Genomic DNA, 23,925 nt, shown 5'->3' with positions numbered 1-23,925 from the left:
TTATAAAACATTGTATGTAACTTGGTTTAGTAAGGATTATAGTTCCATATATCACAAGCTGTCAATATAAGGATGGGAATAGATTTAGATATTCATTCTTTAAATTAAGAAATGGATAGCTTATTGGCTATCCATTTCTCTAACATTTCAATTTCTCAGCCGATGTACTTATTCACTCATAACATGATCATATTTTTCCTTCAAACGTTTGATATCTGCCCTCGGCGGTGCGCCGAACATACGGGAGTACTCCCGGCTGAATTGGGACGCACTCTCGTAACCAACCCGGAAGGCTACATCCGCAGCATCAGCTGACTCAGCCATGAGGAGTCGACGTGCTTCCTGAAGCCTAAGCTGCTTCTGAAACTGAAGTGGGCTCATGGCGGTAATTTCTTTGAAATGTCGATGGAATGAGGACACACTCATGTTGGCTGTCTCTGCAAGATCTTCGATTCGAAATGGTTGCTCCCAATGTCGAATAATATGCTCAATGGCTTCCCGAATCCGGTAGCTGCTGCTGCCTTCCATTGCAATCTGGGCGAGTTCAGTTCCATAAGGTCCCTGCAAAAGCCGATACAGTATTTCTCGCGTATAGAGTGGGGCAAGGAACGGGATTTCTCCCGGCGTATCCAGTAGCCGAACCAATCGAAGTACAGCATCTTGAATGGAGGGCTCCATCTGTCCAACAAACAGCGCGCGTCTGGCGTTTTCTTTATAGGTGACCTTAATATTACAATCATTCAGTACTTCAAGAATCTGGTTCTGTGTAAACTCAAGCTTCAGACTTAAGTATGGCGTATCAGTGGATGCTTTTATAATCTGACCAATCACTGGAAGGTTCATGGAAGCAATTAGATAATTGGATGGTCCGTATTCGAATCTTTCCTGTGCCAGCAAGATTTCTTTCAAGCCTTGAACGATCACACAAAAGGAAGGCTTGTAAACCCGGTAAGCAGGCTCACTTATGCTGGAATGCTGATAGACATACAGGGAAGGGATTGCCGTTTCCTTAGAGCTGTTATGAATGGAGTGACGTTTGATTAGTTCGGTGAGTTCCTGTTTCTGCTGCACTGCGTTATCGGACATACATATCCTCCTTGCGAGTTGTTCTTGCTTCATTATAAGACTTAACGACTTTAGACAAAAGTGGGCCTGAGAGAATCAGGCAATCAATTAAGACAAATGATATACCGCTTCGCTCCTTCAGTTCGGCATAATAATATTAGGCTCGCAGAATTAAGCAAGGGGACGTAATAAGGCAATCAGACAGCATAGCTGAAGTACCTCTACAAAAATAGCAACTATATCCTGAACAAAAGGAGGTATGGGAATGAGTCATGTATTAGTTTTGGGTGCAAACGGTCAAATCGCCCGTGAAGCGATAGACTTGTTTCTCAAAGAAACCGATGTCAGGCTAACACTCTATTTGCGAAAATCCAGCAGGCTTGGAAATATCGATTCGAATCGTGCACGTGTGATCGACGGTGACGTGATGGATCAACTCAAATTGAAAGACGCCATGAATGGCGTGGACGTTGTCTATGTCAATCTTGCAGGTGACTTGGAACAGTATGCCAGAACTATCGTGGAAACGATGAAATCTGTAGGAGTGAAACGTCTGATTTTTATCAGTTCCATGGGGATCTACGATGAAGTACCCGGACAGAAGTACAGCAGTATATTGGACCCTTATCGTAAAGCAGCTTCCATCGTTGAAGCTTCAGATCTAGACTATACAATCTTACGGCCAGCGTGGTTTACCAGATCAAACGAGATTGATTATGAAATAACCCAGAAAGGCGAGCCATTCAAAGGAAGGGAAGTATCCTGCAAAAGCGTGGCCGCTCTGGTGGTTAAGCTGGCAGAGTCACCAGAACTGGAAATACGTCGCAGTCTTGGTGTGAGTAAACCCCATTAATTCAGTGTACTCCTAAATGGAGATAATAAATTCATGTACGTTAGTTCACATTCACATCATTTGAATGAAGAAAGGAAGTTATATGATGCAAAAACGGACACTGGGAAATAGCGGCTTGGAAGTTTCGGCAATTGGGCTTGGCTGTATGGGAATGAGTTACGGGTATGGTCCAGCTTCGGATAAAACGGAGATGATCGCGGTCATACGGGAAGCTGTTGAGCGCGATGTAACTTTCTTTGATACCGCTGAAGTCTATGGTCCATATATCAATGAAGAACTCGTCGGCGAAGCACTTTCCCCTGTACGCGATCAGGTTGTCATAGCGACAAAGTTCGGATTTGACATTCAAGGTGGCAAACAGAGCGGGATGAATAGCCGTCCTGAGCAGATCAGGAAAGTTGCCGAAGAGTCTCTTAAACGACTTAAGATCGATGCAATTGATTTGTTTTATCAGCACCGTGTTGATCCGGATGTACCGATTGAAGAGGTTGCCGGAGCCGTGCAGGATCTGATTCGAGAAGGTAAAGTGAAGCATTGGGGGCTGTCGGAAGCCGGCGTGAACACGATTCGACGTGCGCATGCCGTTCAGCCGGTCGCTGCTGTTCAGAGCGAATATTCCTTATGGTGGAGACGTCCGGAAGAAGAACTGATTCCAGCGCTTGAGGAGCTAGGTATTGGTTTTGTCCCTTTTAGTCCTTTGGGTAAAGGATATCTCACGGGAAGTTTTAATGCGAAAACAACGTTTGATCAGGGGGATTTGCGTAATATTCTGCCACGCTTTACGCCACAGGCGCTCGAGGCCAATCAAGTGTTGGTTGATCTGTTGAAAGAGAAGGCGGAGAAGATCCAAGCCACCCCTGCACAGATCGCTCTTGCTTGGCTGCTGGCCCAAAAACCGTGGATTGTACCGATCCCGGGAACACGCAAGTCAAGTCGTCTCAAAGAAAATATGGATGCGGCGGACATTAAACTTACAAACGAAGATGTACAGAGCATTAATGATGCAGCTGCAAAAATCACCCTGATGGGTTCTAGATATACGGAAGAATTGGAGAGAAGAACGGGTCTTTGATCCATTTTAGTATGCCAGAGAGATGGGTGGAAAGGTTGAGTAAACGCTTATCGAACCAAGTGAAGCAAATTGTAATCGAGAGATTGGAGTCCCAGATCAAATGGGAAGAAAATCCGATTTTCAAAGAATTGTATCTCAGTTATTGGATAAAATTAACTTCATAAAGGAGGGTTTGATTATGGAATATGTAAAACTGGGTCGTACCGGACTGGACGTTTCGAGATTATGTCTTGGTTGCATGAGTTATGGAGTCCCTGAACGCGGAATCGCTCCATGGTCGTTGAATGAGGGAGAGAGTCGTCCTTTTATCCAAAAAGCGCTGGACTTGGGTATTAACTTCTTTGATACAGCCAACGTCTATTCGGATGGTACAAGCGAAGAAATCGTGGGTCGTGCATTGAAGGATTTTGCTCGTCGTGATGAGGTTGTTATTGCAACAAAGGTTTACTTCCGCATGAAGCCGGGGCCAAACGGTGCAGGTTTGTCGAGAAAAGCCATTATGAATGAGATTGATAATAGCTTGAAGCGCCTAGGGACCGATTATGTGGATCTGTATCAGATTCATCGATGGGACAGCAGTACTCCAATAGAAGAAACGATGGAGGCCCTTCATGACGTCGTTAAGGCGGGGAAAGCCCGATATATTGGAGCTTCTTCCATGTACGCCTGGCAGTTTATGAAGGCTCAACATACGGCGGAACGCAACGGCTGGACCCCATTTGTCTCCATGCAGAATCTGTTGAATCTGATGTACCGGGAAGAAGAGCGGGAAATGCTGCCTCTCTGTCGTGAAGAGGGAGTGGGTGTAATTACATGGAGTCCTCTTGCCAAAGGGCGTCTTACTCGGAATTGGGATGAAAAGACATCCCGTTCATCGAACGACGAAGCTGGAGACCGACTTGCTGCGGGAATGGTTGATGCCGATCGTAAAATAGTGGAGACTGTCGCTGATATTGCGAACAAACGTGGTGTTTCCAGAGCAACCGTTGCACTGGCATGGGTGTTGCAAAAAGAAGGTGTTACCGCACCAATTGTGGGTGCAACGAAAGAACATCACTTGGAGGATGCCGTTGCAGCCTTGTCCGTCAAGCTAGATGCCCAGGAGGTTGCAAGCTTGGAGGAATACTACGTACCACACAAAATATACGGCATGTAAGTTCCTTCTAGCCTAGTAGCGAAAAAGGGTTGCCAATCAAAAAGAATTGTGTATAATTGGAGTCACATCAAAATATTCAAATGTTTTCTAGGGTTCCGCGACAGTTATGTCGGTCTGGTCCGAGAGAAAACTCACAGCCTATTGGTTGTGTCACGGAGGGACAAAAGCCTGGGAGATGAACTGCTTAATGCAGTTTGTTTCCTGGGCTTTTTTATTTTGGCTTCATGTAACTAATAATACACGTAGCAAAAATTGATAAGGAGTGTGTAGAAATGAACAAAACCTGGTTGTCCGTCGTTATTGCAGCTTTATTTGAAGTCGGTTGGGTCATTGGATTGAAACATGCCAGTGGTTTTCTGGAGTGGGGGGCTACACTGATCGCTATTATTGTCAGTTTCACCTTGATGATCGCGGCTTCCCGCTCACTTGATGTAGGGACTGTATATGCGGTATTCGTTGGACTGGGTACAGCAGGGACTGTACTGGCAGAGATTATATTGTTTGATGCGGCCATTCAATCTGGGAAAATGCTGCTCATTGGGGTTCTTTTATTGGGCGTAATCGGTCTTAAAATGCTCAGCAAAGGAAAAACAAAGGAGGTACATGAATCATGAACTGGGTATATCTTATTTTGGCAGGTGTCTTTGAAATGATTGGGGTTCTGATGATTAATAAATTGCACAAAGATCGTAACCTGATGTCTATCATAATGCTGGTCGCGGGATTTGGACTAAGCTTTCTGTTCCTATCGCTGGCGATGAAGACTCTTCCGATGGGGACGGCATACGCTGTATGGACGGGAATCGGCGCTTCCGGGGGAGCTATTCTCGGCATGATATTTTATGGAGAACCTCGAAATGCATTAAGGATTCTGTTTATTGCCATGGTGCTTGGATCAGCAGTAGGGTTGAAACTGGTGAGTTAATGGATATTCGGGACTTGATTTTCAAAATATAATATACAGAAGTGCTTTTTAATGTTATCCTTATGTGTTACGTTTTGAAATGAGATATACGTCAAATGAATATTTGTTGCGTAAATTAAGGAGACCTAATGACATTTAAAGACTTGAATATTATACCCGCAATTTTGGAAGGCTTGAACAAAGCAAACTATACTGCCCCTACACCTATACAGGAACAGGCGATTCCAGCAGTATTGGCAGGCAGAGATTTGCTTGGCTGTGCGCAAACAGGTACAGGCAAGACGGCAGCATTTTCTGTGCCTATCATTCAGTTATTAAGCGAAAAGTCGAATGGACCCAAAGCCGCACGTCATATTCGCTCATTGATTTTAACACCAACAAGAGAACTTGCGATTCAGATTTCAGATAATATTAAGGCATATAGCCGTTTTACCGATATTCGTTGTGCAGCAATCGTGGGAGGCGTTTCACAAAAAGTCCAGGAGCGTGCCCTCAATCAAGGTGCAGATATTATTATTGCAACGCCCGGTAGACTGATTGACTTGGTTAATCAAAAGCGTATTGACCTGAAACATGTGCAAATACTGGTTCTTGATGAAGCAGACCGTATGCTGGATATGGGCTTTATTCATGATGTTAAACGGATTATCGCCAAGATGCCGAGCAAGAAACAGACGTTGTTCTTCTCAGCTACAATGCCTCCGGAAATTACAAAAATGGTAAAAACGCTGCTTGTTGATCCGGTAAAAGTAGAAATTACGCCGGTATCCTCCACAGTGGATCGAATTGAACAGTCTGTGTATTTATTGGAAAATGGCAAAAAACAGAGTCTGTTGAATCATATCTTGCAGGATAAATCTATTGTTTCGGCACTGGTATTCACTCGTACCAAGCGTGGAGCTGACCGTGTAACTCGCGATTTGTCCAAAGTGAATATTACGGCGCAGGCCATTCATGGCAACAAATCTCAAAATGAGCGTCAAAGAGCTCTAAATAATTTCAAAAGCGGAGTTACACGAGTGCTGGTGGCGACGGATATAGCGGCAAGGGGCATTGATGTTGAAGAGCTGTCACATGTAATCAACTTCAACCTTCCTAATATTCCAGAAACGTATGTCCACCGAATTGGCCGTACAGGCAGAGCAGGGCATAGCGGAATGGCCATTTCCTTTTGTGAAAAGGAAGAGCTTCCGTTCCTGAAGGATATCGAGAAAGTAATTAAGAAGACCATTCCTGAAGTGAAAAATCATCCTTATCCGATGACAAGTGTGCCTGCTTTTGTAAAGTCGAATCAAACATCAAAGTCTGCTCCCCATAAATCTGCAGCTGATAAACCAGCGAAGTCAAAAGCGAATCCGGCTCGCAAACCTAAATCCGAGTGGTTTAAAAAGAGTGGTAAAGCTAATCACAGTAAGCCAAACGGTAGTAAGCCAAATAGCGGTAAACCAAACCATAATAGTACAAGTCACAGTAAACCAAAGAGCAGCAAAGTGAATAAAGCACTTTAAAATAACGAGTAAATTGCCTTCTCCATTTCGTGGAGGAGGTTTTTTTATAATCACAAAATCGATACGATATTGATAATCATTTTCAATAAGAATAGAATAATAGAGTGGAAGTTAAAAAAATGCCCAAAGGCCATTGTATAAATTCAGTGACTTGAGGCATCAGGAGGCGTATTTCATGTTCATTCAAACTCGCGTTATGGTAGTCGAAAAGGGCCATAGTCATAAACTGGTGGAACGTTTCAGTGCCCCTAGCCCTGTAGAAGAAATGCCGGGACTGATTGATTTCAGTGTAATGGTTAATAAAAAGAGTAAAGAACACGAAGAAGTAATGGTGTTAATTCGTTGGGAATCAGAAGAAGCATGGAAGAATTGGGAGAAGAGTGATGTGCATATTAAAGGTCATCGGGAGAAAAGAGGACAGGATAAACCCGAGTATCTGATTAGCACTACGGTAAATATGTACGAAGTGCAGAAAGTGAAGACAGCTAGAGTATCGAATGCATAATTCGAATGATGAAAACCGATCTCATGAATTATTTCATGAGATCGGTTTTTTTTGTTTGTATGTCCATAGAAGCTTTGTCGCATCATTTCTATTTAGAGGTTCATTATAAATACTATAATACGGAGTTAAGAACGCAAGTTGACAGGTTTTAAACATTGAAGTTATTATAGATATCTAAGATCTATAAAGGAGGTTGAGCCATGTCTGGTGAACCATTTAAAAACAAGCACAATTCAGTACCCTACATTTATTCAATGGATTTCTTATCTAATCTGGGAGTGGATATCCTGTCCTTATTGCAGCCGCAAACTGGGGAGCGTATTCTGGATATCGGTAGTGGCAACGGATATTTGACAGCCAAGATCGCAGCTGCCGGAGCGATACCGACAGGTATCGATCTATCGGAGAGAATGGTGACACTTGCCCAACAGAAGTACCCTGACCTGAATGTTCAAGTGAAAGACGCTTCTAAATATCGTACAGATGAACCCTTTGACGCTGTATTCTCACATGCAGCTTTACATTGGATCAATAACCCTGCGGCAACAACCCGATCCATCTGGTTGGCCCTGCGCGAAGGTGGCCGATTCGTAGCTGAATTTGCCGGAAGCGGAAATATCGCCATCTTGATCACTGCGATGAAGCAGGCTCTGGAGGAGCATGGTTATACGTGGGCAGGACGGAATCCCTGGTATCATCCCACTCTTGGTGAATACGCCAACCTGCTGGAGCAGAACGGTTTCCGCGTCACATTCGCTCAGCATTTTGACAAGCCTGCTCCGCTCAAAGGAGAAGAAGGACTTCGGAATTGGCTAAACAGTTTCGCTGATTATTTCTTTAAGGACGTTTCCTCCGCAGACCTGGAATCAATTTATCAAGCCATCTTGACTGAGGTTAAGCCCCATTTGGAGCGGGAAGGTCAATGGTTTCTCGACACAACCCGATTACGTATCGTAGCAATTAAGGAAGCTGTCTGAGAAGATAATTCCTGTTCTACTGAAAGAATAGTTGAAATGAAATGCTTGATATTTACATGCAAACGTACATTCGGTATCATTAGATTGGGTAGGGAAAGTTGTTGTCTTCTGCGTAAAGGAGAGATACGGAATTGAAGAATAAGATTATAGAGTACTGTTTGAAGAAAAAAGGTGCAACGAAGGATTATCCCTTCGGAGCTGATCCTGTTGCTATGAAAATTGCAGGCAAAATGTTTGCGCTTATTTTTGAGGACAAGGCGGATAACGTTCGCTTGAACTTAAAATGTGATCCGATCATTGCGGAAAACCTCAGAGAGCAGCATGAAGCTGTTCAACCGGGGTATCATATGAACAAAAAGCATTGGAATACCATTGTTCTAGATGGTTCCTTGTCGGAACAGGATATCTTTGTCATGATTGACCATTCATACGATTTGGTTGTCAAAACGCTGTCCAAGAGTCTTTTGGAATCCATATCGTAATTAGGCCACATGCAATAACAATTCAGACAGCAGATGTTCGGCGCCAATTGCAGAAAAATCAGCTTTTTTCAAAAAGTAATAGCGGTATTCTCAGGATGTTAACTTCATATCCTGAGAATACCGCTATTTTAGTTACGTGCACATTGCACGTTACCCCAAATTCATTTTGATTAGTTCGCCTAATTGTTCAGACATGACCTCGGGTGGATGGGGCATTTCGTTCTTGATCCACCACTCAACGACCCCTACATAAGACATGACCACATATTGGAGAAGGATATCCTCACTTAATCCGGACTTTCTTGCCTGAGATAAGTGTACTTCCTCTTTAAAATCCTCATTAAGAAACTCAACCAAGCGGTTGCGGAATTGTACCGCTCCCTTACTGGCCATCATCGTCGAGAAGAACAAGTAATTCTTTTCCAAATAGGTAAACCAGGGAACGATGGATTCTTTCCATTCCAGGTCGGCAACCGAATGGCAAATTTCACTTAATTCTTGGATATGCCCGTCAATGAGCTTGTCCAACAGATCATACTTATCTACGTAATGAAGATAAATGGTACCTCTGCTAACGTCTGCCCTATCGGAAATATCCTGTAGAGTAATATCATCGAAATTTTTTTCTGACATCAATTCAATCACTGCTGCTTTGATGGCTTCTTGTGATTTTCGAATTCTTCGATCCACTTTGGTCATGTGATTCTCACCAAACTTTCTAAAGATAATAAACAAATTTATGTTTAATGTTCACTAATTAACGAAATGCGTCCAATTAACAATGGTAACCTTAATCATTCTGTTTATAATTATTAACAGATGTTCATTAATATATCAATATTTGTTTTTGTACAAGATCAGATCGCATCATAGATATCATAACAACAGTTGGGGGGATGAATGATGCAACGTTTATGGACAAAGTCATTTATTCTAATGACGCTGGGTTTGCTTTTTTTATTTACTGCATTTTATATGCTGTATCCCACACTGCCGCTCTTCATTAAAGAGATGGGTGGCAATGAAAAACAGGTGGGCTTGGCCATGGGAGCTTTAATGTTATCTTCCGTCGTCCTTCGTCCTTTTGTCGGTGGACTACTGGATCGGTTTGGCAGACGTCCGTTTATGATCGGTGGTTTGCTTTTATTTATATTGGCGATGTACATGTACAACTGGGTTGGTGGAATTATCATGCTGATTGGACTTCGTATCGTGCATGGAATGAGCTGGGCTGTATCCACAACGTCCATGATGACAGCTGTGACTGACATGATTCCCTCCGCTCGGCGCGGGGAAGGTATGGGGTGGTTTAGCACCTCCATGACGCTGGCAATGGCGGTTGGCCCCATGATTGGTCTGGGGATTATGCAAGGCACATCATATCAGACGATGTTTCTCTTTGCTGTTGGTTTGTCCGTCGTGGCCCTGCTTTTGACGCTGGGAGCTAAAATGCCATTTCAACCACATACGGACAGAAAGAAAATCCAAATCTTCGAAAAATCAGTTTTGCCTGTGATGGCGCCAATCTTTTTTCTTTTCATTGCATATGGGGGAATTACTACATTTGTACCCTTGTTTGCGGAGCAGATCAAAGTCAATTCTGGCACATTCTTTCTGGTTTATGCTGCGACACTTGCGCTATCCCGGCCCATTGCGGGAAAGCTGTCCGATAAGAAAGGAGAGACAGCAGTCATTCTCCCGGCGCTTATCATTACGATCATTGCTTTGATTGTGCTTAGCTTTGCAACCACCTTACTTGGCGTGCTCGCTTCAGCAGTTCTGTACGGGATCGGCTTTGGTTCCGCTCAGCCAGCTCTTCAGGCCATAACGCTTCGCCTCGCTCCCGAGGATCGGAAAGGGGCGGCCAATGCTTTCTTTTCAACGGCGACTGATCTCGGTATCGGACTGGGTGCCATGGCCCTGGGTCTGGTATCCGAATACATGAGCTATCACATATTGTTTATGGTTAGTGCTTTGTCGGTCCTGGTTTCTTTTCTGCTTTTCATGATCTACGTAAGACGGTTGTTGAAAATCAAGCAGACGTTGCCTGCCAAAACGAGTGATTCCGTTTCACTGTAGTTGAATGGTAGTGTGTTAAATCAGATTTGTAGTATAATTTGTGCAGTTAAGAGCAGCAATTATTTCATGATGCGGAGGCTTACTGCATGTTCATTAGAGAGATAGAGGAAAAAGATAATCAAGAAGTAGAGTCTTTAATTCGAAGTTGTTTGATCGAATTCGGGGCCAATAAGTCAGGAACAGCGTGGGCTGACCCGAATCTGGGCGATTTTTATCATCTTTATCAGCGCGAGGGCTCCAGGTATTGGGTGGTTGAGCATAACTCCACCGTTGTAGCTGGCTGCGGTATCGGACCCGTGGAGGGATTTTCACATATTTGTGAATTGCAGAAGATGTATGCCTTAAAAGAAGCACGAGGCACCGGAATCTCATATGAATTGCTTCAGATTTCCCTTGATTTTGCTAAAGAACACTATGAACAATGTTATCTTGAGACGCTTAACAACATGGTCGCAGCCAACAAGTTCTATATCAAGAACGGTTTTATTCCATTAGATGAACCGTTAAATGCAACAGAGCATTTCGCTTGTGATGCATGGTATATCAAAACATTATAATATTCACACCTCACGATGCACCAAAAGCCTAGTTCTAGCGGCAGATTGCCGACGTTGAATAGGCTTTTTTTGCATTTTATATATCCATATATGTTAAAGAAACGTCAAACAGAGCTGCTCCACAATGCGGTCGGGAGAGTTGCCGCGCACGTTTTTTTGAAACAGATATGAATCATTACTCATGGCGGTCAGGAGCATGTCCGTTTTGAACAAGCTGATGGCCTGCGATTCGCCATTCCCTGTTGCCATCTCTTCGAATAATCCGAATAGCTGTTGATGCAATTGCTCATAAAGAGGACTTGAGGTTCTGGACTCTGATCCTTGATATACCTCATTCTCGATACCTGAGAGCAGCTCCGCATTTTTTTCTCTAAACTGGATAAACAACGTCAGCAGACCCCGCAATCGCTCAGATGGTGGATGCTGTGCATTCTCCTGCAAGTATATTTCTACTTCCTCGAAGAACAGCGTTGCGTTATCTTTGATCAAGTCCATACATAACTCACTTTTATTGCGGTATCGGCGGTATAAGGTACCCGCTCCAATCTGCGCTTCGGAAGCGATCTGATTCATGCTGACCCGCTCCACGCCGTGCAGCTCGAATAATTTGCTAGCTACATCCAAGATACGTTGGCGATTCTCGGCAGCATCCCGGCGCTCCGAACGAGAGGTTGTATTGGTTTTATCCACTATCTGTCACTTCCTATCCTTAGACGTCCAAAATTTGACAAGGGGAGAACCCTCCGTTTAATATCAAGAAGAGATTAAGCGGAGAGTTCTCCCTTTAATCTTAATCAAAATGAGAGGGATGTGCAACCCATGGAGAGTCATCATAACCAAGCTGCACTTCTGGTCATGGATATGCAGAACATCATTGTTTCGCATTATGCGAAGCACGAGGATGCACTGCTCCCATTTCAGAAAGCGATAGAAGCAGCTCGCAGACATAACGTACCTGTGATTTTTGTGAAGGTTGGTCATCGCCAGGATTCCCCTCCAATCAGTGAGCGTAACAAATTGTTTGGAAAAAAGTCGAGCCGTGGTGGAGAGAACGCAGCCAAGCCGGCAATGAAAGTGGCAATGGACTTTCACGAATCGGTACAGCCACTCCCAGGAGAGCTCATTGTGGACAAGTTCCGCGTCAGTGGATTCTCGGGAAGCAACCTGGAGACCCTTCTTCAATCCCATGGCATTAATACACTTATTCTTAGCGGTATCGCAACAAGCGGAGTAGTGCTGTCTACCTTATGTGAGGCAGCGGATAAGGATTATGCGTTGACTGTACTTTCTGATGCATGTCTGGATAGGGACCCGGAAGTTCATCGAGTTCTCGTAGAGAGTGTATTCCCCCAACAAGCTGATGTGCTGGCTGTAGATGATTGGATAAATGCATTAATGTAAACCAATAAAATGGTCGAAGCGAAAGGATGGTTATGATGAGTGAGCCAGATCTTAATGTTTCACAAAAAGCAGCGCTGAGCCTGTTTAGTGGAGATAGTGGTAAAGACCCGTTTTCACTGATCAAGCAGTTGCGTGACACAGGCCCTGTTATTCCAGTATCTTTGCCAATGGGGGGTACAGATCGCGGGCAGTGGTTGGTCACACGAATGGAAGAAGCGTCACAAGTACTCAAAGATCATGCCCACTTCACGGTAGACCCACTCTCCATCGACGGAAATGAGAATATCCTGAAAGCCTATGTGGAAAACATAGATCCAGATGCTCCTCCAACGTTCTTTACCGGAAAATCCATGCTCTCTGTAGATGATCCTGATCATCGGAGATTACGTCGACTGGTCTCCAAAGCCTTTACCCCAAAATACATGGAAAGTCTTCGCCCACGTGTGCAGCAGATCGCTGATGAATTACTGGATCAGGTTCAAGCTCAGGGCGAGATGGATTTGGTCAAGGACTACGCCTATCCCTTACCGATTCATGTGATATCCGATATGCTGGGAGTACCTAAAGCGGATCGCCCGCAGATCCAGACTTGGTCCTCCGCGATTGCACACGGTCTGGGTCTCGGAGTGCGCGAACCGGGAGTGGAGGAGCATCTCAAAGCTTTCGGTGACTATACAGCACAACTGGTAGCTGAGAAACGCAAACATCCTGCAGATGATTTGATCAGCCAATTGATTGCTATAGAAGAAGAGGGCGATCGACTTAGTGAACCGGAACTGCTATCCATGATTACGTTATTGATCTTTGCTGGCCATGAGACGACATCCAATCTGATTGCTACGGGTGCAATGATGTTGTTGGATCATCCTGAACAATTGGAGAAGCTCAAGGCTGATCTTAGTCTGGCACCTTCTGCTGTAGAGGAATTACTGCGTTTTAACGGGCCTGCAACCATTGCCGGACCTCGTTTTGCAACTCAGGATTTAGAGCTGGCAGGGCAACAGATCAAAAAGGGAGATATGGTCATCCCCGTGCTGAAATCAGCCAATCGGGATGAACATCAATTTGAACAGTCAGAGGATCTGGATGTTGCCCGTCATATTAATCGTCATTTGGCTTTTGGCCATGGCATTCATTCCTGCTTGGGAGCTCCACTCGCTCGTGTGGAGGGAGATATCGCCTTTACAACCTTGTTAAAACGCATGCCTAATCTGCGACTTAATATTCCTCGGGAAAACATTGAGTGGCATTTGGCGTTAAGTTCACAGAGCTTGGCTGCCTTGCCTGTCGCATTTTAGCAGCAAGAGTTAGAACTAAGCCTGTATTGGCAAGAAAAAAATATATACTCCAAAAAATCCGCCATGTTTGGCGGATTTCTTGTGTTAAGCTATTAGTTTCATTACGATTAGGTAAAATCAACAATTTCAGTATCTGTTTGCAGGATCTGATTGGGGAAAACACGAAATAAATTCCTCACATCATCTCGATCTTGTTGCTATAAGTTTTTTCATCGAAGGAGGTAAATGATGAAAACATTTTCCAAGATAAGCATTGGCATCGTACTACTGATCTATGCTGCGCTCATCAGTATCTGTATTTATCAAGGAAACTTAAGTATGACAACGTTAGTGTGGATAACGGCCATTTCTGCGGGGATTATTGGCATTTTAGTTGGTTTACCGATATGGTTTGCGCACATTAACCGGAAATTGTATGAAAAACTAAGAAGAATGATGAAGTAAAAAGCAATTTGATACAAAATAAATGATTTGTTACAATATTATCGACTGAATTAAACTTTACGTTTAAATTTCTTGTTTCATAAATACATAAGAGGTGGTGAACGAATGCTTGAGCTGAGTTTTGATAATCCAGATGAGCTGGTCACGGTCACGCATGCGTTATCGACTCGATCCAGAGTGGATATTCTCCGACTACTGATCTCCCAAAACCTGAATATCGTTGAAATCGCGGAAGCTCTCAAGCTTCCCGTATCCACGGTAGCCAGCAACATCAAGGTTTTGGAAGCAGCAAGGTTGATTAATACGGAACTGCTGCCTGCTTCTCGCGGGGCGATGAAAGTATGCAGCCGCAATTACGATGATATTCATATTGCTCTTAATCTGGAGAAAGCAATTCCCAAAGGCGACATCCAGGTTTACGAAGTGGATATGCCTATCGGTCATTATAGTGATTGTGAAGTGTCACCCACTTGCGGTATGGCGAATGGCGAGGGCATGATCATTCGAGAGGATGAACCTGCAAGCTTTTATCATCCGAAGCATGTCGGAGCGCAGATTATGTGGTTTCGTAAGGGATATGTCGAATATTTAATGCCACTGGAGATTCCGGCTGAAGCGGTCATCGAATCGCTGGAACTGTCCATGGAAATATGTTCTGAAGCACCAAACTATGATCATAATTGGCCTTCCGATATCTCCGTGTGGATTAACGGTATGGAAATTGGCATGTGGACATGTCCTGGTGACTTTGGAGATCGGCGCGGCAAGCTCAACCCAGCATGGTGGTTTGAATGGTCAACACAGTATGGTTTATTAAAGACATGGCGGGTGGACAAAAATAAGACGACGCTGGATATGGAGAAAATTTCAGCAGTTGATCTGGCTCAGCTTAACCTTCAAAACAGCCATAAGTTAAGGGTGCGAATAGGTATTAAACCGGATGCAGTTCATCAAGGAGGCGTAAATCTCTTTGGGCGGCAATTTGGAGATTATGACCAAAATATTAAGATGACTGTACATTATGCCATTCATTAGAATGAGATGAGGAAGATAGGCCTTGGTTGCAGATATTATGTAACTAAGGTCTTTTTTTATTTAATAATTACATTAAATATGTTTGAAAGCGTTGACAAGAGATAAACTCCCTTATATAATCCCCTATAGATACAGTAATAATGTAATAAAACAATTATATCGTTTGTATCTACAAATTAGAGTAAAGGGGATACTCGCATGAAAAAGAAGATCGGCAGGTTAGCACTGACATTATTGCTCTCATTCTCAACCGTTTTAAGTGCATGTAGCGGAGGCAGTAATGAGGCGGGTGAGAGTGGCTCTGGTGATGGAAAAGTGACATTGTCCTTCTGGACATTGTTCGATGGTGGTGATGGCGCAAACATGCAGACATTGGTCGATGAATTTAACAAAACCCATCCGGACATTGAAGTGAAGAATACCAAATTGGCCTGGGGCGAGTACTATACGAAGCTCGTAACTGCTGTGGGTAACGGCAATGGACCTGATATTGGGATTTCCCATTCCTCCAGACTGCCCGATCTGATCAATCAGGGGGTTGTCACAGAGCTTGATACTCCGGCTACGGATGCAGGTGTGGACTGGAGCACTTATAACCAGAATCTCTTGGATGCGGTTACTGTAGAAGGTCAACATTATGCAGTCCCCATTGACACGCATCCCTTTATCATGTTCTACAACAAAAAATTGTTAAAAGATGCAGGCTTGCTTGGTGAAGACGGAAAACCGATTCTGGAGCAATCGGCTGACGGGTTTGTGAGTTTCCTTCAAACTTTAAAGGAGAAGTTGCCTGCCAAAACGACCCCGTTTGCATTGTCCAATAATAATGATGACCCTTACCGCCTGTGGTGGTCGCTGTACTCCCAGTTGGGTGGTAACGACGTGGTGTCGGACGATCTGAAGTCCGCAGCCATTGATAAAGAGAAAGGCATCAAAGCCGCTGACTACATCCAGAAGCTTTATACCGAAGGTTATATCAAGAAAAATGATCCGGACTTCTATAAAAATTTTCAAAGTGGAACAGCCGCTATTATCATGACAGGGGTTTGGACGACAGGAACGTGGGAATCCACCAAAGGACTTGAGTTTGGAGCTATGCCAATTCCGAAATTCTACGACCAGGAAGCAACATGGGGAGATTCCCATACTATTGTTTTACCACTGACTAAGGATGAGGACCCAGCTAAGCGCAAAGCGGCGATGGTTTTTGCCGACTGGGTTGCTGACAATGGTCAGGTCTGGGCGAAAGCCGGACATATTCCATCCAAGCCATCCGTGCTGGAGAAACAGGAATTCAAGGATCTGCCATACCGCAGTGATTATTCCGAAGTGGCAAGTGTAGTTAAATTCAGCAAACATTCCACCAAAAATGCACAAATCCGCGATGAAGCTGCCTTTAAATTTCTGAATGAAGTATGGATGAACAAAATGACGCCAGCAGATGCAATGAACAACATGGAGACAGCCATTCAGAAAATAGTGAGCGAATAGAAGGAAGACGGGTCACGCAAGCCTGCGTAATCACCATCTCTAGACAAGAAATCGCCGGCTTGCGTGCCAATCAAAGGGGAGACGCATATGAAGATCAAAAAAATGAGAGCGGATATGCAAGCGTTGGTATTTCTGCTTCCATTCTTAATTATTTATGGTTTATTTACGATCTGGCCCATGATTAAAGGTGTGGAGATGACCTTCTACAAATGGACGCTGATCAAGAAAATGGATTTTGTTGGCCTGGATAACTTCCGAAAAGTTTTTCAGGACAGAGAGGTTTGGGAAGCGATCTGGCATTCAACCTTCTTTGTTTTCTTGAGTACACCGACCATGATTATACTCGCGATTCTGCTGGCTTTAATTGCCAATCGAAAATCGTCTTTACAAAAGTTCTACCGCATCATCTTCTTTATACCAAGCGTACTCTCCGTTGCCGTCGCAGCTTATCTGGGTTTATTCGTATTTCAGCCTTATACGGGATTCGTCAATTCCGTCCTGCATCTTGTCAGGTTATTGCCTCAAAATTCCGAAATATTCTGGCTGACGGAAACGGGGCTCGCCTGGGTCGTTATTACCGTAATTACCTTGTGGTGGACAGTCGGATTTAACTTTATTTTGTATCTTTCCGCCATGCAGGAAATACCGGATGAGATTTATGAAGCAGCAAGGCTGGATGGTGCAAGTGATACACAAATATTTTGGAGGATTACTCTTCCTTATCTGAAGCCACTGACCAAAACCATTACCATGTTGCAAATTATCGCTTCCTACAAGGTCTTTATGCAGATTTATGTCATTACAGGCGGGGGACCGCTGGATCAGACACGTCCGATTATCCAGTTAATCTATCAGACCGGATTCAAGAACAACAACCTGGGCTATGCCGCAACGATGTCCTACATTTTATTCGTGATCCTGCTGGTGCTGTCGGCGCTGCAATACTGGATGACTAACCGGAAAGGGGCGGAATACTGATGAAATGGTTATATCGCACAGGTTCTGCGTTGATGGCGGTTATGTTTGCGGCCCCACTTGTGTGGATGCTGATGGTCTCCATCAAAGAAGAAGGCATGAAGATTATTACGGTCCTGGACTGGTTTAAACCGCCATACTCACTTGCCGTCTATAACGAAATTCTGACAACGACAAAGCTATCACAGTGGGTGGTTAACAGTTTGTTCGTCGCCGTAGTTGTAACAGTACTAACTGTGATTTTCGCGGCGATGGCTGGATTTGCTCTGTCCAAAGTACCGTTTCGTTTCCGTACATTTGTTTTTTTCTTCATTCTTGGCGGGCTGCTGATTCCGGGTGAAGCAACCATTATTCCACTTTATCAGGTAGCCAAGGATTTGCATTTGCTGAACTCATACAGTGGATTGATTATTCCTGCTTTGGCTTCACCTGTAGCTGTCATCGTGCTCAAAAGCTTCTTCGATGGGGTTCCGAATGATCTGCTGGAGAGTGTGCAAATTGACGGTGGAGGCTTTTGGCGAATCTTTACCAGCATCATGCTGCCTTTGACTCGTCCGGCCATGGCATCGATGGCGATTCTGACATTTATCGGTTCGTGGAACAATTTCCTTTGGCCATTCCTTTCCATAACCGATGATAATCTGTTTACGCTGCCAATGGGTATCCCAACGCTAATGGGTCAGTATTCAGAAGATTACGTTAAACCAATGGTTATCAATGCAGTGGCTTCTGTTCCCATCATTATATTGTTTATCATTTTTGAGAAACAGATTGTTAAAGGCATCAGCATGTCCGGTATTAAGGGTTAACACTTTTTCAGGCCTATGAGCCAAATACAGAGGAGATCGGAGAGAACAAGATGACAACTAAATTTTACAACAAGGATTATCCAAGACCGCAATTTGTACGCAATGAGTGGTTGGATTTGAATGGAGAATGGGATTTTAGTTTTGATGACAATCAGGTGGGTGAAAGCGAGCAGTGGTACGACCAGAATCAGTTTCCGGAAGGGACGAAAATCAAGGTTCCCTTCACGTATGAGACCCAAGCGAGCGGTATCGGAATCGAGACATTTCATCCTCTGGTCTGGTACCGCAGAAGTGTTCAGATTCCCCAGGAAGCAAAAGGAAAACGGAGCATTCTGCATTTTCAGGGAGTGGATTATCACGCAAAATGTTGGGTGAACGGAACGGTTGTTGGTGAACATGAAGGAGGGTACGCAGCGTTTTCATTCGACATTACCCCTTATGTCACTTACGGTTCGGAGAATAACATTGTGCTTGAAGTAGAAGACAGTCAGAGCGCGATGCAGCCTCGGGGGAAACAACGCTGGGTGGATGACAATTTTGAATGTTTTTATGTGCAAAGTACCGGGATATGGAAAAGTGTTTGGCTGGAGCATGTGAGTGAAGCAAGGGTTGAAGCAGTTAAGATGACACCGGATATCGATCGTCATATGATTCGTGTGGACTTTCAATTGAATGGGATTGAAGGCAAGAACAACTTGCGTTTGGAGACACGGATTGAGCTGAAGGGTCAGCATGTGCAAACTATTAGCCTATCTCCAGACAGACCCTGGATGACCGTGGAAGCTAGTGTCAAACATGAAGCAGGCGGTCCGTGGAAACAGTCGTTATGGTCACCGGGCTCACCGAACCTGTACGATATCGAGTTTGTGATGTATGAAGATGAGAAAGAAATTGATCGGGTTCATTCCTATTTTGGTATGCGTAAAATATCGATTGAAAATGGGCAGATTCTACTGAACAATGCTCCGTTGTACCAAAGAATGATTCTGGATCAGGGCTATTGGACAGAGAGCCATTTGACCCCACCTTCAGTGGAAGCGCTGATTGAGGATATCGATAAAATTGCCGAGATGGGATATAACGGAATCCGTAAACATATGAAACTGGAAGATCCACGCTTTTTGTATTGGTGTGATGTAAAAGGCATGTTGGTCTGGTCTGAGATGGCAGCAACCTTCGAGTTTAATGATGAGGCAGTGAGCCGATTCGCCAAAGAATGGCTTGAAATTGTACCTCAGCAATACAATCATCCCAGCATCATTACCTGGGTGCCATTTAATGAATCGTGGGGAATACCGACGATTGGTCACGAGGTAAGGCAGCAGCAATTCACGCAATCCATTTACCATCTCACCAAAGCCATTGATCCGTATCGCCCGGTCATTACCAACGACGGATGGGAGCATACGGTATCGGATATTTTGACAATCCATGATTATGTGGAGACGGGAGAAGCCTTTCTGGAACGGTATCAGGATAAGGACTTGATCGTAAATAACAAGATTGCTTCCAATCGATGGAAGTTTGCATTTGCTGAAGGTTACCACTATAAAGGACAACCCATTATCATCAGTGAATTCGGCGGTATTGCTTTCCAATCGGATAAAGGCTGGGGTTATGGCAATCAGGTGGACTCGGTTGAAGCCTTTATTGAACGTTTCCGTTCCATCACCGAAGCGATCAAAGCCATTCCCTATATCTCGGGCTATTGTTATACACAGGTCACCGATGTGCAGCAGGAGATTAATGGTCTGTTGACGGAAGACCGTAAACCGAAAGTGCCACTGGAAGTGATCCGTAAAATTAATCTGGGGTGACAGGAGAGCTGAACATCATGCTGCGACAGGATTATCCAAGGCCTCAATTTGTACGTAAAGATTGGCTGAGTTTGAATGGGGAATGGGAATTTGAATTCGATGATGATAACAAGGGACGTTCGGAAAAATGGTGTGAGGGCAAGCAAGCATTCAGCCGCCGAATCCAAGTGCCATTTGCTTTTCAAAGTCAACTTAGTGGCATTGCAGATCCGGAATTCCACGATAATGTATGGTACAAACGAACCTTTGACATTCCGGAGAGCTTCACTGGCAAACGTCTGCTGCTGCACTTCGGAGCCGTGGACTATGAAGCCTCTGTCTGGGTCAATGGACAGCTTGTGGTTCGGCATGAAGGGGGACACACCCCTTTTCATGCCGACATTACGGATGCTCTGCTGGAAGGAAACAATACGCTGACCGTACAAGCGATAGATTATAGCAGGGATGTAACATTACCGCGCGGGAAGCAGTTCTGGCAGGAGCAATCTGCCCAAATTTTCTATACCCGAACAACTGGAATATGGCAATCGGTGTGGCTCGAAGCTGTCGCACCCGTTCATCTGCAGAAGGTGCGCCTGACTCCCGATGTTGATCGCAACGAGATCGAAGTTACTGCTCATCTGCAGAGGGAGCAAACAGAACCAAGGGATTGGCACGCACAGGATGTCAGGCTCCGTGTACAAATTGCCTATCAAGGAGAGCAGCTGTCTGAGGATGAATATCGGATTAGCGGCAGGACAGAGACCCGTACCATCGGGCTCCACACCTTTAACGAGCATGGCCTTGGCAGGCTGTGGTCACCAGAGCAGCCCAATCTGTATGACATTCATTTTACTGTATTGGTGGATGGTGTGCCTGTCGATGAGGTCGATAGCTATTTCGGCATGCGCAAAATCTCTATTGAACAAGGTAAGCTGTTTCTGAATAACCGACCTTATTATATGAAGCTTGTTCTGGATCAAGGGTATTTCCCGGATGGAAATCTGACTCCACCGAGTGACGAGGCCATCCGGCGTGATGTGGAATTAACGAAGGAGCTGGGGTTTAACGGCGCCAGAAAACACCAGAAGATTGAAGATCCGAGATACCTGTACTGGTGTGATAAGCTGGGGCTGCTGGTGTGGGGAGAGATGGCGAATGCGTACAATTTCTCGGATCAATACGTCGCCCAGATAACAAGGGAATGGCAGGAGGCGCTGGAAAGGGACTACAACCATCCATGTGTTGTGGTCTGGGTACCTCTTAATGAAAGCTGGGGTGTTCCGAACATCCTGACCAGCAAGGAACAGCAGTATCATGCCTTGTCGATGTATTATTTGACCAAGTCACTGGATTCTACCCGTCCGGTCATTTCCAATGATGGCTGGGAGATGGTTCAGACCGACTTATATAACATCCATGATTATGAATGGAGAAGAGAGGTTCTGGAGGAACGCTACCGCACTCGTGAAAATGCGGTAAAAGCCCTTCCGGGCAGTCGAAAGCTTAGCGTGGGTAACTATCGTTATGAAGGACAGCCCATTTTAATTACCGAATTCGGTGGAATCGGGTATAAGAAAAGTGACTGGGAAGGCTGGGGTTACTCCGGAGCGGAAAATGACGAAGATTTTGCACAGCGATTGCATGCCGTAGTACAGCCACTATTGGATTCTCCAGTAGTAGAAGGATTTTGTTACACCCAGCTGACGGACGTGGAACAGGAAATTAACGGTCTGCTGACGTATGACCGACAGCCCAAGATGCCGATGGAACAGATTCGGGCGATTATTGAAGGACATTATCCATCGTCGGCCGGCGAATAAGGAGGGGAATACGTGTTGAATACAAAGGAGACAAGTAGATCCTGGGAAGGCGATTTTCAAGGGGAAAAGGCCATTTACCTTCGCTTTGGTTCCAGTGAGGCTGTTATGCTGCCGGAGATCGGTGGTAATCTTGTCGCTTATCGTGATCTTGAGCGGGGGCTTCGCTTCCTTCATGAACCGTCACCAGAAGAGATGGATTCATTCAAGGCAAGACCCATGATTCACGGGATTCCCGTTCTGTTTCCGCCAAATCGCTATGAGGACGGGCGGTTTGCATGGAACGGGCAGACGCTTCAGTTTCCGGTCAATGAGGAAACCACAGGCAATCATTTGCATGGATTTTTGTATAATACGCCCTGGGTTGTGGATGAGTATGGACATACCGAGAATGAAAGCCATGTCTCGGTGTCCATAACTGTTGATGAAACTCATCCGATATACGTATACTTTCCTTTTCAATTCAGTATTACATTACGCTACTCGCTGAGTAGTGATGGACTCATGCAGCATGTCCGCATTCGCAATCATGGAAGCTCCAGCATGCCGTGCCTGATCGCTTTTCATACCTCAATTAACGCTCCCTTTAATCCGGGAGGATCGGCTCGTGATTACAAGCTCAAGTTGACCATTGGAGACAGATGGGAATTGAATCAACGTATGCTGCCAACGACCTGTTTTCAGCCCTTGATTCAGGAGGAAGAGCAGATGCGTGACTCCGGGGTATATCCGTTCTTTGCAGAAATGGATAATCACTACACTGCTGTACCGCAAAACGGGAGAAACCGGATGGAGCTTCAGGATACGAAGGTTGGAATGACATTGGTTTACGATGTGGGAACTTCATATAAACAATGGATGATCTGGAACAATAATGCGGAAGAAGGTTTTTTCTGTCCCGAACCGCAGATCAATCTTGTGAATGCACCGAATCTGGATATGCAGGCCGAGGAAGCTGGATTATTTAGTCTGCATCCGGGAGAAATCTGGGAGGAAACGAGCAGATTGTATCTGCGTCATTCGTAAAAATAAAGATGAAGGGGAGCAGCCAGGACAGCTAATGCTGTGATCGCTGCTCCTTTTAAAAACCAATGAATGCAGTGAATTCAGCCTGTCGTCGTCACACTGAATTTAAAATAAGATAATGCCTGCTGCTCCAGCCACACTGAGAATCAGAAGGGGATGAAGCTTGTACTTGAGCAGGAGAAACAAACAAACTCCGCTAATAAGTAGTGTCGTGATCCATACCCAGCTTATACCTGCCTCTTCAGTTGGATATCCAAAATGAATGGCAGCATAGATAATGAGTCCCGTCGTTACAGGGCGCAAGCCATATAAAGAGGACTTTACCCATGAGTTGTCGTGCATCCGATAAAATAAGGCGGAGAGTAGCACAATTACGACGAGTGAAGGCAAAATCATACCTGCAGTAGAGACAGCGGCTCCGATATAACCTGCCGTCCGATAGCCAATCAACGTTGCGGCATTGGTTGCAATCGAGCCGGGCGCCATACCGGCCAGTGCTACAGTTTGTTGGAATTCAGCGCTTGTGAGCCATCCTTTTTCCGTTACCTCGTGTTGAATGATCGGAATAACGGCGTAACCGCCACCAAATGAAACGAGGCCTACACGTATAAACATCATGAACAGGTCCCAGTACATCTCAATCGCTCCGAT

General features: G+C 44.8%; 25 protein-coding genes and 1 riboswitch. Of the genes, 21 read left to right on the top strand and 4 right to left on the bottom strand.

The genetic code is table 11. From position 1 onward, the window contains the following. Nucleotides 1–168: 168 nt before the first annotated feature. Entirely contained in the window at nt 169–1,086 is a 918-nt protein-coding gene (locus CS562_RS05805) for an AraC family transcriptional regulator (protein WP_099854281.1), read from the bottom strand. A gap of 244 nt (nt 1,087–1,330) precedes the next feature. On the opposite strand from CS562_RS05805, the gene CS562_RS05800 reads away from it, so the two are divergent. The 9 genes from CS562_RS05800 to CS562_RS05760 all read left to right on the top strand — a co-directional run bounded on the left by CS562_RS05800 (nt 1,331) and on the right by CS562_RS05760 (nt 8,543). Continuing rightward, nucleotides 1,331–1,918, top strand: a complete 588-nt coding sequence (locus tag CS562_RS05800; protein WP_099854279.1) for an NAD(P)H-binding protein — start codon at nt 1,331–1,333, stop codon at nt 1,916–1,918. Between the two features lie 85 nt (nt 1,919–2,003). Next, a complete protein-coding gene (locus CS562_RS05795; RefSeq protein ID WP_180287039.1) occupies nt 2,004–2,990 on the top strand; it encodes an aldo/keto reductase in 987 nt (328 codons plus the stop codon). 178 nt (nt 2,991–3,168) lie between these two features. Next, nucleotides 3,169–4,146: an aldo/keto reductase gene (locus CS562_RS05790; protein WP_099854275.1), complete on the top strand. Its 978-nt coding sequence runs from the start codon at nt 3,169–3,171 to the stop codon at nt 4,144–4,146. A 76-nt stretch (nt 4,147–4,222) separates the two neighbouring features. Next, nucleotides 4,223–4,323: riboswitch (guanidine-I (ykkC/yxkD leader) on the top strand. Between the two features lie 95 nt (nt 4,324–4,418). Then, on the top strand, nt 4,419–4,760 hold the full coding sequence (locus tag CS562_RS05785) for a DMT family transporter (protein ID WP_063565132.1): 342 nt from the start codon (nt 4,419–4,421) through the stop codon (nt 4,758–4,760). Continuing rightward, nucleotides 4,757–5,071 carry a DMT family transporter gene (locus tag CS562_RS05780; protein ID WP_099854273.1) on the top strand — a complete coding sequence of 105 codons (315 nt, stop codon included), beginning with the start codon at nt 4,757–4,759 and terminating at the stop codon, nt 5,069–5,071. Before CS562_RS05785 ends, CS562_RS05780 begins: the two co-directional genes overlap by 4 nt. A 128-nt stretch (nt 5,072–5,199) precedes the next feature. Next, a complete protein-coding gene (locus tag CS562_RS05775) occupies nt 5,200–6,579 on the top strand; it encodes a DEAD/DEAH box helicase (RefSeq protein WP_072732762.1) in 1,380 nt (459 codons plus the stop codon). 175 nt (nt 6,580–6,754) lie between these two features. After that, the gene (locus CS562_RS05770) at nt 6,755–7,084 is read left to right on the top strand and encodes an antibiotic biosynthesis monooxygenase (RefSeq protein ID WP_099854271.1); all 330 of its coding nucleotides are present in this window, start codon (nt 6,755–6,757) and stop codon (nt 7,082–7,084) included. A 200-nt stretch (nt 7,085–7,284) separates the two neighbouring features. Beyond that, nucleotides 7,285–8,061, top strand: coding sequence for a class I SAM-dependent methyltransferase (locus CS562_RS05765; RefSeq protein WP_099854269.1), 777 nt, complete (start codon nt 7,285–7,287; stop codon nt 8,059–8,061). A 131-nt stretch (nt 8,062–8,192) separates the two neighbouring features. Beyond that, nucleotides 8,193–8,543 (top strand): MmcQ/YjbR family DNA-binding protein, encoded by a 351-nt coding sequence (locus CS562_RS05760; RefSeq protein WP_076288445.1) that lies wholly within the window; start codon nt 8,193–8,195, stop codon nt 8,541–8,543. Nucleotides 8,544–8,693: 150 nt separating this feature from the next. Here the strand turns inward: CS562_RS05760 and CS562_RS05755 are convergent, their stop codons facing one another. Beyond that, nucleotides 8,694–9,242: a TetR/AcrR family transcriptional regulator gene (locus CS562_RS05755; RefSeq protein WP_076288446.1), complete on the bottom strand. Its 549-nt coding sequence runs from the start codon at nt 9,240–9,242 to the stop codon at nt 8,694–8,696. Nucleotides 9,243–9,446: 204 nt separating this feature from the next. On the opposite strand from CS562_RS05755, the gene CS562_RS05750 reads away from it, so the two are divergent. Together CS562_RS05750 and CS562_RS05745 are read left to right on the top strand one after the other, a co-directional pair. Continuing rightward, entirely contained in the window at nt 9,447–10,622 is a 1,176-nt protein-coding gene (locus tag CS562_RS05750) for an MFS transporter (protein WP_076288447.1), read from the top strand. Nucleotides 10,623–10,708: 86 nt separating this feature from the next. Beyond that, nucleotides 10,709–11,179 carry a GNAT family N-acetyltransferase gene (locus tag CS562_RS05745; protein ID WP_076288448.1) on the top strand — a complete coding sequence of 157 codons (471 nt, stop codon included), beginning with the start codon at nt 10,709–10,711 and terminating at the stop codon, nt 11,177–11,179. 93 nt (nt 11,180–11,272) lie between these two features. On the opposite strand, the gene CS562_RS05740 is transcribed toward CS562_RS05745, so the two are convergent. Then, entirely contained in the window at nt 11,273–11,869 is a 597-nt protein-coding gene (locus CS562_RS05740; protein WP_240321389.1) for a TetR/AcrR family transcriptional regulator, read from the bottom strand. A 129-nt stretch (nt 11,870–11,998) separates the two neighbouring features. Here CS562_RS05740 and CS562_RS05735 point away from each other — a divergent pair, with 129 nt between their 5' ends. The 10 genes from CS562_RS05735 (at nt 11,999) to CS562_RS05690 (ending at nt 23,274) form a co-directional block, all read left to right on the top strand. Next, nucleotides 11,999–12,580: a cysteine hydrolase family protein gene (locus tag CS562_RS05735; RefSeq protein WP_099854267.1), complete on the top strand. Its 582-nt coding sequence runs from the start codon at nt 11,999–12,001 to the stop codon at nt 12,578–12,580. 35 nt (nt 12,581–12,615) lie between these two features. Further along, a complete protein-coding gene (locus tag CS562_RS05730) occupies nt 12,616–13,878 on the top strand; it encodes a cytochrome P450 family protein (protein WP_099854265.1) in 1,263 nt (420 codons plus the stop codon). Nucleotides 13,879–14,106: 228 nt separating this feature from the next. Beyond that, entirely contained in the window at nt 14,107–14,322 is a 216-nt protein-coding gene (locus CS562_RS05725; protein WP_076288451.1) for a hypothetical protein, read from the top strand. A 105-nt stretch (nt 14,323–14,427) separates the two neighbouring features. Further along, on the top strand, nt 14,428–15,357 hold the full coding sequence (locus tag CS562_RS05720; RefSeq protein ID WP_099854263.1) for an ArsR/SmtB family transcription factor: 930 nt from the start codon (nt 14,428–14,430) through the stop codon (nt 15,355–15,357). A 198-nt stretch (nt 15,358–15,555) separates the two neighbouring features. Then, nucleotides 15,556–16,848: an ABC transporter substrate-binding protein gene (locus CS562_RS05715; protein ID WP_099854261.1), complete on the top strand. Its 1,293-nt coding sequence runs from the start codon at nt 15,556–15,558 to the stop codon at nt 16,846–16,848. An 87-nt stretch (nt 16,849–16,935) separates the two neighbouring features. Then, on the top strand, nt 16,936–17,826 hold the full coding sequence (locus tag CS562_RS05710; protein ID WP_076288454.1) for a carbohydrate ABC transporter permease: 891 nt from the start codon (nt 16,936–16,938) through the stop codon (nt 17,824–17,826). Further along, nucleotides 17,826–18,632 (top strand): carbohydrate ABC transporter permease, encoded by an 807-nt coding sequence (locus tag CS562_RS05705; RefSeq protein ID WP_062318999.1) that lies wholly within the window; start codon nt 17,826–17,828, stop codon nt 18,630–18,632. The genes CS562_RS05710 and CS562_RS05705 overlap by 1 nt, the downstream gene beginning before the upstream one ends. Nucleotides 18,633–18,682: 50 nt before the next feature. Continuing rightward, nucleotides 18,683–20,449: a glycoside hydrolase family 2 protein gene (locus CS562_RS05700; protein ID WP_099854259.1), complete on the top strand. Its 1,767-nt coding sequence runs from the start codon at nt 18,683–18,685 to the stop codon at nt 20,447–20,449. A 17-nt stretch (nt 20,450–20,466) separates the two neighbouring features. Then, nucleotides 20,467–22,251 (top strand): glycoside hydrolase family 2 protein, encoded by a 1,785-nt coding sequence (locus CS562_RS05695; RefSeq protein WP_099854257.1) that lies wholly within the window; start codon nt 20,467–20,469, stop codon nt 22,249–22,251. A 12-nt stretch (nt 22,252–22,263) separates the two neighbouring features. Beyond that, nucleotides 22,264–23,274: an aldose 1-epimerase gene (locus CS562_RS05690; RefSeq protein WP_257219387.1), complete on the top strand. Its 1,011-nt coding sequence runs from the start codon at nt 22,264–22,266 to the stop codon at nt 23,272–23,274. A gap of 105 nt (nt 23,275–23,379) precedes the next feature. On the opposite strand, the gene CS562_RS05685 is transcribed toward CS562_RS05690, so the two are convergent. Further along, nucleotides 23,380–23,910, bottom strand: a complete 531-nt coding sequence (locus CS562_RS05685) for a chromate transporter (protein WP_099854255.1) — start codon at nt 23,908–23,910, stop codon at nt 23,380–23,382. Between the last annotated feature and the right edge of the window lie 15 nt (nt 23,911–23,925).

The sequence above is a fragment of the Paenibacillus sp. LK1 genome (assembly GCF_002750415.1).
In the GTDB taxonomy this organism is placed as follows: domain Bacteria; phylum Bacillota; class Bacilli; order Paenibacillales; family Paenibacillaceae; genus Paenibacillus; species Paenibacillus taichungensis.
This window is presented reverse-complemented; position numbering and strand designations above follow the sequence as displayed.

Bases quoted from the DNA above. Each gene is read 5' to 3' on its own strand.
- CS562_RS05805 (WP_099854281.1), bottom strand. From the start codon at position 1,086: ATGTCCGATAACGCAGTGCAGCAGAAACAGGAACTCACCGAACTAATC.
- CS562_RS05800 (WP_099854279.1), top strand. From the start codon at position 1,331: ATGAGTCATGTATTAGTTTTGGGTGCAAACGGTCAAATCGCCCGTGAA.
- CS562_RS05795 (WP_180287039.1), top strand. From the start codon at position 2,004: ATGCAAAAACGGACACTGGGAAATAGCGGCTTGGAAGTTTCGGCAATT.
- CS562_RS05790 (WP_099854275.1), top strand. From the start codon at position 3,169: ATGGAATATGTAAAACTGGGTCGTACCGGACTGGACGTTTCGAGATTA.
- CS562_RS05785 (WP_063565132.1), top strand. From the start codon at position 4,419: ATGAACAAAACCTGGTTGTCCGTCGTTATTGCAGCTTTATTTGAAGTC.
- CS562_RS05780 (WP_099854273.1), top strand. From the start codon at position 4,757: ATGAACTGGGTATATCTTATTTTGGCAGGTGTCTTTGAAATGATTGGG.
- CS562_RS05775 (WP_072732762.1), top strand. From the start codon at position 5,200: ATGACATTTAAAGACTTGAATATTATACCCGCAATTTTGGAAGGCTTG.
- CS562_RS05770 (WP_099854271.1), top strand. From the start codon at position 6,755: ATGTTCATTCAAACTCGCGTTATGGTAGTCGAAAAGGGCCATAGTCAT.
- CS562_RS05765 (WP_099854269.1), top strand. From the start codon at position 7,285: ATGTCTGGTGAACCATTTAAAAACAAGCACAATTCAGTACCCTACATT.
- CS562_RS05755 (WP_076288446.1), bottom strand. From the start codon at position 9,242: ATGACCAAAGTGGATCGAAGAATTCGAAAATCACAAGAAGCCATCAAA.
- CS562_RS05750 (WP_076288447.1), top strand. From the start codon at position 9,447: ATGCAACGTTTATGGACAAAGTCATTTATTCTAATGACGCTGGGTTTG.
- CS562_RS05745 (WP_076288448.1), top strand. From the start codon at position 10,709: ATGTTCATTAGAGAGATAGAGGAAAAAGATAATCAAGAAGTAGAGTCT.
- CS562_RS05735 (WP_099854267.1), top strand. From the start codon at position 11,999: ATGGAGAGTCATCATAACCAAGCTGCACTTCTGGTCATGGATATGCAG.
- CS562_RS05730 (WP_099854265.1), top strand. From the start codon at position 12,616: ATGAGTGAGCCAGATCTTAATGTTTCACAAAAAGCAGCGCTGAGCCTG.
- CS562_RS05725 (WP_076288451.1), top strand. From the start codon at position 14,107: ATGAAAACATTTTCCAAGATAAGCATTGGCATCGTACTACTGATCTAT.
- CS562_RS05720 (WP_099854263.1), top strand. From the start codon at position 14,428: ATGCTTGAGCTGAGTTTTGATAATCCAGATGAGCTGGTCACGGTCACG.
- CS562_RS05715 (WP_099854261.1), top strand. From the start codon at position 15,556: ATGAAAAAGAAGATCGGCAGGTTAGCACTGACATTATTGCTCTCATTC.
- CS562_RS05710 (WP_076288454.1), top strand. From the start codon at position 16,936: ATGAAGATCAAAAAAATGAGAGCGGATATGCAAGCGTTGGTATTTCTG.
- CS562_RS05705 (WP_062318999.1), top strand. From the start codon at position 17,826: ATGAAATGGTTATATCGCACAGGTTCTGCGTTGATGGCGGTTATGTTT.
- CS562_RS05700 (WP_099854259.1), top strand. From the start codon at position 18,683: ATGACAACTAAATTTTACAACAAGGATTATCCAAGACCGCAATTTGTA.
- CS562_RS05695 (WP_099854257.1), top strand. From the start codon at position 20,467: ATGCTGCGACAGGATTATCCAAGGCCTCAATTTGTACGTAAAGATTGG.
- CS562_RS05685 (WP_099854255.1), bottom strand. From the start codon at position 23,910: ATGTACTGGGACCTGTTCATGATGTTTATACGTGTAGGCCTCGTTTCA.